This window comes from Oryzihumus sp. (assembly GCF_036391795.1).
GTDB lineage: Bacteria > Actinomycetota > Actinomycetes > Actinomycetales > Dermatophilaceae > Oryzihumus.
Genome location: NZ_DASVZH010000171.1, coordinates 1 through 2,282 on the forward strand (window position 1 = coordinate 1; position 2,282 = coordinate 2,282).

General features: G+C 71.2%; 4 protein-coding genes. All 4 read right to left on the reverse strand.

From position 1 onward, the window contains the following. Nucleotides 1-407 (reverse strand): alpha/beta hydrolase (locus VF825_RS10370; RefSeq protein WP_331112902.1); only part of this gene is annotated, 407 nt, incomplete at its 3' end. A gap of 8 nt (nucleotides 408-415) precedes the next feature. After that, nucleotides 416-862: a VOC family protein gene (locus tag VF825_RS10375; protein ID WP_331112904.1), complete on the reverse strand. Its 447-nt coding sequence runs from the start codon at nucleotides 860-862 to the stop codon at nucleotides 416-418. Beyond that, complete coding sequence (locus tag VF825_RS10380; RefSeq protein ID WP_331112906.1) at nucleotides 859-1,647, reverse strand: fumarylacetoacetate hydrolase family protein; 789 nt, start codon at nucleotides 1,645-1,647, stop codon at nucleotides 859-861. The genes VF825_RS10375 and VF825_RS10380 overlap by 4 nt, the downstream gene beginning before the upstream one ends. Next, nucleotides 1,644-2,282: aldehyde dehydrogenase family protein (locus tag VF825_RS10385; RefSeq protein WP_331112908.1), on the reverse strand; the 639-nt coding region annotated here is incomplete at its 5' end. The genes VF825_RS10380 and VF825_RS10385, both read right to left, overlap by 4 nt.

Sequence of the window (2,282 nt, forward strand, 5' to 3'; positions counted from 1 at the left end):
GCCTTCACCAGCTCGGCAAGCTCGGGGTGCTTCAGACCGCCGAGCGAGTGCGCGAGCACGACGCCGGCGGTGCGGTCGGGGCGGCTCAGTGCCGCGCGCAGCGCGGCCGCCGCGCCGATGGACTGGCCGACGAGCACGGCCCGCTCCGGCCCCCCGTCGGCGGCCACGGCATCGAGCACGGCGACGATGTCACCGGGGAAGGCCCTGGCATCGTGCTCGCCGTGCCAGCGGGAGCAGCCGAAGCCGCGCAGGTCCATCGTGATGACCGTGTGGTCGCCGCGCAGCGCGGCGACCTGCTGCCACCAGGCGGCGTGGTGCCCGCCCGAGCCGTGCACGAACAGCACCGCGGGGCCGCTGCCGTGCACCTCGTAGTACAGCCGGACGTCGTCGCGGTCTGCCCAGGTCATCGCCGGCCTCACTCGGCCCGCGCGCCGGCGCCGGCCCTGGCCTTCGCCATGTTCTCGGCCGGGTCGTACTCCATCACCGGCGGGAACTGCCTGCGGTGGTGGTACACGATCTCGATCATGGTGTGGTCGGGGTCGTGGATGTAGCAGAACATGGAGTTGTTCTCCGGCCGGGTGATCGGCCTGGTGTGCCTGATGCCGAGTTCGCGCAGGTGGGCCAGGAATCCGTCCCAGTCCTCGACCTCGACCGCGAAGTGGTAGGGCGCCATCCGGTCCATCTCCTCGACCGGCGTGAAGTGCAGGTCGAAGTTGCCCCGCGTCATGAGCACCACCTTGGTGTTGCTCTTGGGCTGGATGTACTTCATCCCGAAGACCTTCGTATACCACTCCTTGGTCCGCTCGGGGTCGGTCGTCGGAAAGTTGACGTGATGGATGAAAGCGGGCCGGTCGCTGCTCATGACAGTTTCTCCTCGATAACTGGGTTGGACAGGGTCCCGAGGCCGTCGATCGTGATGTCGACGACCTGCCCGGGCATCACGGCGGCGGTCTCGTCGGTGCCCATCCACACGACGTCGCCGGGCCGCAGGGTGATGTAGCGGGACATGGCCGTGATGAACTCGTACGGGTCGAACAGCATGTCCCCGGTGGGAAAGGAGGCCGCCACCTGCCCGTCGACCCGCACCGTGGTCGTCGCCGCCAGCGGGTCGGTGCCCGTGACCAGGCAGGGCCCCATCGGCTTGAAGGTGTCGCTGTTCTTGGACCGCCAGAAGGTGCGATCGGTGCGCTGCCAGCCGCGCGCGCTGACGTCGTTGCCGATGGTCCAGCCGAGCACGGCGGCCCTCGCCTCGTCCGGCGTAGCGTGCCGAGTGCTGCGACCGATCACGGCGACTAGTTCACCCTCGGCCACCAGCGGCTCGTCGCAGTCGGCTGGCCGGACGATCGGCTCGCCGTGCCCGATCAGGGCGCTGTTGGCGCGGTAGCCGATCTCCGGGCGGGTGGGCACGGCCCCGTGCGGGTAGTCGCCGGCGGCCGCCCGCTGCGCGTGGCCCTTGTAGTTCAGGCCAGCGCAGTAGAACGTGCCAGGGACAACCGGCGGCAATAGCCGCAGGTCCGCCAGCCGGAGCGGCTGGCGGCGAAGCCGGTGCCACCGGGTGAGCGGGCTCCCGGCGACCGGCGTGACGACGTCCCCGTCGACCAGGCCGTACCGCGGCCTTCCCCCGTCGTCGAAGCGGCACCAGATCATGGACTCAGCCGATGCGAGACGCGCTTGGTGACCAGGTAGCCCGACAGGCCCTCGTGGCCACCCTCGCGGCCGTAGCCGCTGTCCTTGACGCCGCCGGACGGTGCCTGCGGCACCGAGCCGCTGCAGTGGTTGATCGACAGGATGCCTGCCTCGAACCCCGCGATCAGCCGCTCGGCGGTGGCCGCAGAGTCGGTGAAGGCATAGGCGGCTAGTCCGTAGGGCAGCGCGTTGGCGCTGGCCAGGGCCTCGTCGAGGTCATCGAACGCCGAGATCGGCGCGACCGGCCCGAACGGCTCCTCGCGCAGCAGCTCGGCGTCGGCGGGGACGTCGGTCAGCACGGTCGGCGGGTAGAAGAACCCCGGGCCGGGGACCGGCTCGCCGCCGAGCATCACATGAGCGCCGCGCTCGACCGCGTCGGCGACCAGGCGGTGCACGCCGCCCCGGCGCCGTGCGCTCACCATCGGGCCCATCTGCACGCCGTCGGCCAGGCCGTCGCCAACCTTGATCGCCTGCATCGCGGCGACGAACGCCTCGGTGAACGCGGGCGCGATGGCGCGGTCGACCAGGAACCGGCTGGGGGAGGTGCAGACCTGCCCGGCGTTGACCACCTTGGCGCGGACGCTCGCCCTGGCCGC